Origin of the sequence: Caecibacteroides pullorum, from assembly GCF_019239235.1 — a bacterium.
GTDB classification, from domain to species: Bacteria; Bacteroidota; Bacteroidia; order Bacteroidales; family Bacteroidaceae; genus Bacteroides; species Bacteroides pullorum.
Map to the genome: position 1 here is coordinate 24,524 of NZ_JAAZTS010000030.1, position 6,000 is coordinate 30,523.

Genomic DNA, 6,000 nt, shown 5'->3' on the forward strand with positions numbered 1-6,000 from the left:
TAGCAGGCACAAAGATAGCGAAAGGTGAGAGCAGAGACAAATGAAAAACAGAGTTTTTCTATTTGATTATACCGAAGCGTGTCTTACCATATTAAAAAAGGATGAAAAATCGAAAGCATAAAAACGAGCCTACCGGAGTATTTTTGCAAAGGCTCTTCTGATCTTTGTATTTTCCGCTTTTACAATCTTCAATCTGCTACACTTTTTTATCAGACTTATATTTTTGAGAGTTAACAGATTAGCGATTGAAGCAAAAATTCCACGAAAAAAATATGCTCAAAAGGTTTGCACAGTCCAAAACTTTCTCTACCTTTGCAGCGCATTTCGAAAGAATGCTGGTCACTAAGGAAGTTTGGGTGAGTGGCTGAAACCAGCAGTTTGCTAAACTGCCGTACGGGTTACCGTACCGGGGGTTCGAATCCCCCAGCTTCCGCAACATTTTAAATAGTTGGTGGATTCGTCTAGCGGCTAGGACACATGCCTCTCACGCATGGAACACGAGTTCGATTCTCGTATCCACTACAAATTGCACTCTTAGCTCAGTTGGTAGAGCAACTGACTCTTAATCAGTGGGTCCAGGGTTCGAATCCCTGAGGGTGTACTACAAGTCCTGAAGATTGAAAAATCTCCAGGACTTATTTATTACCCCCCTCTTTTCTTAAAAATAGCCTACCCGAAAAGGCTTCAGAAACTCTATTTGCACCCTAATTTAATTGAGGAAAAATTTCTCTATTTTGCAAGAAATGACTTACTTTGTACCAAGTTTCATGGATTTTTAGAATCTGAGTTCTTCGGTCAACTTGGAACTCCTGTATTCGGAAACCGGGAACAGAGAATTCAAACCCGTATTCTATTTACGATTAAAAAGAATAAAGTTATGAAGATTTCACACATTGAGCATTTGGGCATTGCTGTAAAAAGCATCGAAGAAGCCCTGCCGTATTACGAAAATGTTTTAGGTCTGAAGTGCTACAACATTGAAACTGTTGAAGATCAGAAAGTAAGAACCGCCTTCTTAAAAGTTGGCGACGTAAAGATTGAACTATTGGAACCGACTTCTCCGGAAAGCACTATCGCCAAATTTATCGAAAAGAATAACGGAAACGGCGGTATGCACCATTTGGCTTTCGCTATCGAAGACGGCGTAGCCAACGCATTGGCTTCAGCCGAAGCAGCTGGAATCCGTTTGATAGACAAAGCCCCCCGCAAAGGTGCCGAGGGACTAAACATTGCATTCTTACACCCGAAATCAACTTTAGGTGTACTGACTGAACTTTGCGAGAAACCCGAATAAAGAAGTAATGAGCTACCAGCTACAAGCGACAGACCGTTTTTATACTGAGTGGATGCTTGTAGCCGGTAGTTTGTAACTAAACCAAATCATACATTACTAAAATTCTAATAACGATGAGCAATCAATTAGAGAAAATCAAAGAGCTTATCGACCGTCGCGCTGTAGCGCGTCAGGGCGGTGGCGAAAAGGCTATTGCCAAGCAACACGAAAAAGGTAAATATACAGCCCGTGAGCGTATAGCCATGCTGCTGGACGAAGGCAGTTTCGAAGAGATGGACATGTTCGTTGAACATCGCTGCACCAACTTCGGCATGGAGAAAAAACACTACCCGGGCGATGGTGTCGTAACCGGATGTGGTACGATCGATGGCCGTCTGGTCTACATTTTTGCACAAGACTTCACCGTTTCAGCTGGTTCATTGTCTGAAACCATGTCACTGAAGATATGCCATATCATGGACAAAGCTATGCGTATGGGCGCTCCAGTCATCGGTTTGAACGATTCGGGTGGTGCACGTATTCAGGAAGGTATCAACGCTTTGGCAGGATATGCTGAAATTTTCCAGCGCAACATCCTGGCATCAGGTGTCATTCCTCAGATTTCTGGTATCTTCGGTCCCTGCGCCGGTGGTGCAGTATACTCCCCTGCCCTGACCGACTTTACACTGATGATGGAAGGTACATCTTATATGTTCCTTACGGGACCGAAAGTTGTAAAAACCGTAACCGGTGAAGACGTAAGCCAAGAAAATCTGGGTGGCGCAAGCGTACATTCCACGAAGTCTGGTGTAACTCATTTTACTGCCGCTACGGAAGAAGAAGCCCTGGCCCTGATACGCAAGCTGTTGAGCTACATTCCGCAGAACAACTTGGAGGAACCGCCTTACATTGACTGCACCGACCCCATCGACCGTCTGGAGGACTCGCTGAACGAGATAATCCCCGACAGCCCCAACAAGCCTTACGATATGTATGAGGTCATCGGCGCCATCGTGGACAACGGCGAGTTCCTGGAAATCCAAAAGGACTATGCCAAGAACATCATTATCGGCTTCGCCCGCTTCAACGGCCAGTCGGTGGGCATCGTAGCCAATCAGCCGAAGTACCTGGCCGGTGTACTGGACAGCAACGCTTCACGCAAAGGCGCACGCTTCGTCCGCTTCTGCGACGCCTTCAACATTCCTATCGTTTCACTGGTTGACGTACCGGGCTTCCTGCCGGGCACAGGCCAGGAATACAACGGTGTCATCCTGCACGGAGCCAAGTTGCTTTACGCCTACGGCGAAGCCACCGTGCCCAAGGTAACCGTCACCCTGCGCAAATCCTACGGCGGTTCGCACATCGTAATGAGCTGCAAGCAGCTGCGCGGCGACATGAACTACGCTTGGCCTACGGCTGAAATTGCCGTGATGGGCGGTGCGGGCGCCGTAGAGGTACTATACGCCAAGGAAGCCAAAGAGCATGAAAATCCGGCCGAATTCCTGGCAGAGAAGGAAGCCGAATACACCAAGCTGTTCGCCAACCCGTACAATGCGGCCAAGTATGGCTACATCGATGATGTCATCGAACCGCGCAACACGCGCTTCCGCATCATCCGTGCCCTGCAGCAACTGCAGACCAAGAAGCTGACGAACCCGGCCAAGAAGCACGGCAACATTCCTCTCTAATTCCTAACTTATAAAGAACATTACAATGAGAAAAGTGAACATAGGAATATTCTTTTCATTGCTGCTGACGTTGGGGATTTGCTCCTCATGCGGAGTCGAAGGGGAAAGCAAGTTGATACTGAACGAAGTGCTGGTAGACAACGAGACCAATTTCCAGGACGACTACGGCGTACAAAGCGCGTGGATAGAAATATTCAACCAGTCATACGGCTCGGCCGACTTGGCAGGATGCTACCTGAAGCACTCCAGCCAGCCCGGCGACACGGCCGTGTATTTCATTCCCAAAGGCGACGTGCTGACCAAAATCGCACCGCGCCAGCACGCCTTGTTCTGGGCGGACAACAAACCCAACCGCGGTACCTTCCACACCAATTTCCTGTTGGATAAAGAAAGTTCTAACTGGATAGGCCTGTATGATTCCGGGAAGAAACTGCTGGACGAGATCACCGTCCCTGCCGGTTTGCTGAAAGCCGACCAATCGTATGCCCGTGTGGACGATGCTTCCGCCAATTGGGAAGTGAAAGACGAATCACCCGAAAAATACGTTACGCCCAGCACCAACAACAAGACGCTGGACAAGAACGTGAAGATGGAGAAATTCGAGCAACACGACAGCATAGGCATCGGTATGGCTATCACAGCCATGCTGGTGGTATTCGTGGGCCTCATCCTGCTCTACGTTTCCTTCCGCTTTATCGGCAAGGCCTCGGTAGCCATGAGCCGGAAGAGAGCCATGGCCGCCAAAGGCATTACGGACAAGGCAGAAGCCAAGGAAAAAGAACTCGGCCAGGCTCCGGGCGAAGTATTCGCCGCCATCTCCATGGCCCTGCACGAGATGCAGAGCGACGTACACGACGTGGAGGAGACCGTACTGACCATCACCCGCGTGAAACGCAGCTACTCGCCGTGGAGCTCGAAGATATATACCCTGCGCGAGACACCGCATAAAAAGTAACATCACCCTTAACAAACTGAACAATGAAAGAATATAAATACAAAATCAATGGCAACCCCTACAAAGTAGTCATTGGAGACATTGAAGGCAACATTGCCCACGTTGAAGTGAACGGCACCCACTACCAGGTAGAAATGGAGAAGGCGCCTCAACCCAAAGCTACCGTCATCAAGCCCGTCGTAAGACAAGCCGCCACCACACCGGCCGCACCGACCACGCAAGTGGTGAAACCCGCCGCCGCCTCTGCCGGCAAGTCGGGCGTGAAGTCACCGCTGCCCGGTGTCATCCTTGAAATCAAGGTGAACGTCGGTGATACGGTGAAGAAAGGCCAGACTATCATCATCCTGGAAGCCATGAAGATGGAAAACAACATCAACTCCGACCGTGACGGAAAGGTGACCGCCATCAATGTAAACAAAGGGGACTCTGTTCTCGAAGGTACTGACCTCGTAATCATCGAATAATATGGGAGAATTTATAGATTTTATTGGAAACAACCTTGCCGACTTCTGGACCTATACTGGTTTTGCGAACGCCACAGCGGGACACCTCATCATGATTTTGGTGGGTCTGTTCTTCATCTACCTGGCCGTCGCCAAGGAGTTCGAACCGATGCTGCTTATCCCCATCGGCTTCGGTATCCTGGTCGGCAACATACCTTTCAACATGGAGGCCGGACTGCAGGTCGGCATCTATGAACAAGGCTCTGTACTCAACATTTTGTATCAAGGCGTGACATCCGGCTGGTATCCGCCGCTCATTTTCCTGGGCATCGGTGCCATGACGGACTTCTCGGCGCTGATTTCCAATCCGAAGCTGATGCTGATCGGCGCAGCTGCCCAGTTTGGTATCTTCGGAGCTTACATGATTGCGTTGGCCATCGGGTTCGACCCCATGCAAGCCGGTGCCATCGGTATCATCGGTGGTGCAGACGGTCCTACGGCTATCTTCCTGTCGTCTAAGCTGGCTCCTAACCTGATGGGTGCCATCGCCGTATCAGCCTACTCTTACATGGCACTGGTGCCGGTTATCCAGCCCCCCGTCATGCGTCTGCTGACCACAAAGCACGAACGTCTGATCCGCATGAAACCGCCTCGTGTAGTTTCTCACACGGAGAAAGTGATGTTCCCCATCATCGGTTTGTTATTGACATGCTTCCTGGTACCATCCGGTCTGCCTTTGCTGGGTATGCTGTTCTTCGGAAATCTGTTGAAAGAAAGTGGTGTGACCCGCCGTCTGGCCAATACAGCCAGCGGCCCGCTGATTGATACCATCACCATTTTGTTGGGTCTGACAGTAGGTGCCTCTACACAAGCGTCTGAATTCCTGACAACCGACTCTTTGTGGATTTTCGGACTCGGTGCGGCATCATTCTTTATAGCCACCGCTTCAGGCGTACTCTTCGTGAAGTTCTTCAACCTCTTCCTGAAGAAAGGCAACAAAATCAACCCGCTTATCGGTAACGCCGGTGTATCAGCCGTACCCGACTCAGCCCGTATCTCACAGATTGTCGGCCTGGAATATGACCCGACCAACTATCTGCTGATGCACGCCATGGGTCCCAACGTTGCAGGCGTCATCGGTTCGGCTGTAGCCGCCGGTATCTTGCTGGGCTTCCTGATGTAAGCCTGTAATATATAAAGAACAAAACATATGAAAAGAGGGTCATTCAAAAATGTACCCTCTTTTCTTTTTCATCATAATATAAATTTGCTATAACTAGCAAAGACTTCCACAAACACTCTATAGCCTCACAGCTCCATAAAAAACATCTTATCCCTCCTAAATTATAAGATGTTCAAAGGGCAAAAAAAGAATCATATCTCACCTTCAAACATCAAACAGATAGACTCTAATCTATCTACAATGCCTCACCAATATCCAGAATCAAATCTAGATGAGAATTCTTTAATATAAAGAATTCATATATACAACTTACTCACACCAATAAGCGAACGTGCATATCTTACGACATAAAAAGAAGGTGTGTCAAAAAGCACACCTTCTTTGTTTAGCACAAAGCCCCGACTTTCACAAGCTGGGGCTTTGTTATTACCTAAAGATTTTGTATCTTTAAGCCTAAA

General features: G+C 48.6%; 5 protein-coding genes and 3 tRNA genes. All 8 read left to right on the forward strand.

All coding sequences use genetic code 11. The features are described 5' to 3' along the window. Positions 1-346 precede the first annotated feature (346 nt). The 8 genes from HF894_RS13570 to HF894_RS13605 all read left to right on the forward strand — a co-directional run bounded on the left by HF894_RS13570 (position 347) and on the right by HF894_RS13605 (position 5,542). Positions 347-433, forward strand: a tRNA-Ser gene (locus HF894_RS13570). A gap of 17 nt (positions 434-450) precedes the next feature. Beyond that, positions 451-522, forward strand: a tRNA-Glu gene (locus HF894_RS13575). Between the two features lie 6 nt (positions 523-528). After that, a tRNA-Lys gene (locus HF894_RS13580) sits at positions 529-601 on the forward strand. Positions 602-877: 276 nt separating this feature from the next. Continuing rightward, the gene (gene mce / locus HF894_RS13585; protein WP_021847717.1) at positions 878-1,294 is read left to right on the forward strand and encodes a methylmalonyl-CoA epimerase; all 417 of its coding nucleotides are present in this window, start codon (positions 878-880) and stop codon (positions 1,292-1,294) included. 113 nt (positions 1,295-1,407) lie between these two features. After that, a complete protein-coding gene (locus HF894_RS13590) occupies positions 1,408-2,961 on the forward strand; it encodes an acyl-CoA carboxylase subunit beta (RefSeq protein WP_021847718.1) in 1,554 nt (517 codons plus the stop codon). 25 nt (positions 2,962-2,986) lie between these two features. Further along, positions 2,987-3,916 carry an OadG family transporter subunit gene (locus HF894_RS13595; protein WP_021847719.1) on the forward strand — a complete coding sequence of 310 codons (930 nt, stop codon included), beginning with the start codon at positions 2,987-2,989 and terminating at the stop codon, positions 3,914-3,916. A 23-nt stretch (positions 3,917-3,939) separates the two neighbouring features. Then, positions 3,940-4,380 (forward strand): biotin/lipoyl-containing protein, encoded by a 441-nt coding sequence (locus tag HF894_RS13600; RefSeq protein WP_021847720.1) that lies wholly within the window; start codon positions 3,940-3,942, stop codon positions 4,378-4,380. A gap of 1 nt (position 4,381) precedes the next feature. Beyond that, complete coding sequence (locus HF894_RS13605) at positions 4,382-5,542, forward strand: sodium ion-translocating decarboxylase subunit beta (RefSeq protein WP_021847721.1); 1,161 nt, start codon at positions 4,382-4,384, stop codon at positions 5,540-5,542. Positions 5,543-6,000 lie beyond the last annotated feature (458 nt).

Bases quoted from the DNA above. Each gene is read 5' to 3' on its own strand.
- mce (WP_021847717.1), top strand. From the start codon at position 878: ATGAAGATTTCACACATTGAGCATTTGGGCATTGCTGTAAAAAGCATC.
- HF894_RS13590 (WP_021847718.1), top strand. From the start codon at position 1,408: ATGAGCAATCAATTAGAGAAAATCAAAGAGCTTATCGACCGTCGCGCT.
- HF894_RS13595 (WP_021847719.1), top strand. From the start codon at position 2,987: ATGAGAAAAGTGAACATAGGAATATTCTTTTCATTGCTGCTGACGTTG.
- HF894_RS13600 (WP_021847720.1), top strand. From the start codon at position 3,940: ATGAAAGAATATAAATACAAAATCAATGGCAACCCCTACAAAGTAGTC.
- HF894_RS13605 (WP_021847721.1), top strand. From the start codon at position 4,382: ATGGGAGAATTTATAGATTTTATTGGAAACAACCTTGCCGACTTCTGG.